Origin of the sequence: Luedemannella flava (assembly GCF_039528515.1) — a bacterium.
Taxonomy (GTDB): Bacteria; Actinomycetota; Actinomycetes; order Mycobacteriales; family Micromonosporaceae; genus Luedemannella; species Luedemannella flava.
Genome location: NZ_BAAALT010000306.1, coordinates 1 through 584, shown reverse-complemented (window position 1 = coordinate 584; position 584 = coordinate 1). Strand labels below are relative to the sequence as shown.

1 protein-coding gene is annotated in these 584 nt (G+C 66.4%); it reads right to left on the bottom strand.

Annotated features, from left to right (window positions below):
* Positions 1–27: 27 nt before the first annotated feature.
* Positions 28–453, bottom strand: coding sequence for a hypothetical protein (locus tag ABD211_RS32875; protein ID WP_344140415.1), 426 nt, complete (start codon positions 451–453; stop codon positions 28–30).
* Positions 454–584: the final 131 nt, after the last annotated feature.

The window sequence follows — 584 nt, the reverse complement described above, 5'->3', positions numbered from 1 at the left end:
GCCCGCCCCGCGTGGTACTTCTTCTGGTCAGGCGGCCGAGTCAACGACGGACGCCGAGACCTCGGCGATGTCCTCGGCCCGCATCGAGAACGCCATGCGCGCCTTGCAGTCGCCAGCGCCCTTGCACCGCGAGTCGTCGACCCAGGGCACGAGGACCAGGCCGACGAACTCGATCGCGGGCGGGTAGCCGGGCACCTTGGACGCCGGCAACACCGGCTGGTGCGGGGCGATGATCTTCACCTTGACCCGGTCGCGACGGAACTTCGCGGCCATCGGGTCGAGGTCCATCACCTCGACGACCCAGACCCGCTCGCCGGTGTCCTTGTCGCGCTCCTGGTCGTCGGCCTGACCGCGCTTGGAGAAGTCGACCTTCTTGTCCACGGACAGGCCCAGGGCACCGCGCGGGAACGCGTACCCGAACGGAACGGGGACCTTGAAGCTGGACGGAACCATGCTGTGCCTCCTCACAGTCGGACACGATGTCCGCATGTAAGAGCATGCTACGTCCGCATGTACTTACAAGCTCGCCCCTTCATCGCCCCTTGCGCATACTGCAAATTCGGGCGCACAGCGAAGGAGCGCTT

What these genes read in the sequence shown, in the direction of transcription:
- ABD211_RS32875 (WP_344140415.1), bottom strand. Translation starts at nt 453, where the DNA reads ATGGTTCCGTCCAGCTTCAAGGTCCCCGTTCCGTTCGGGTACGCGTTC.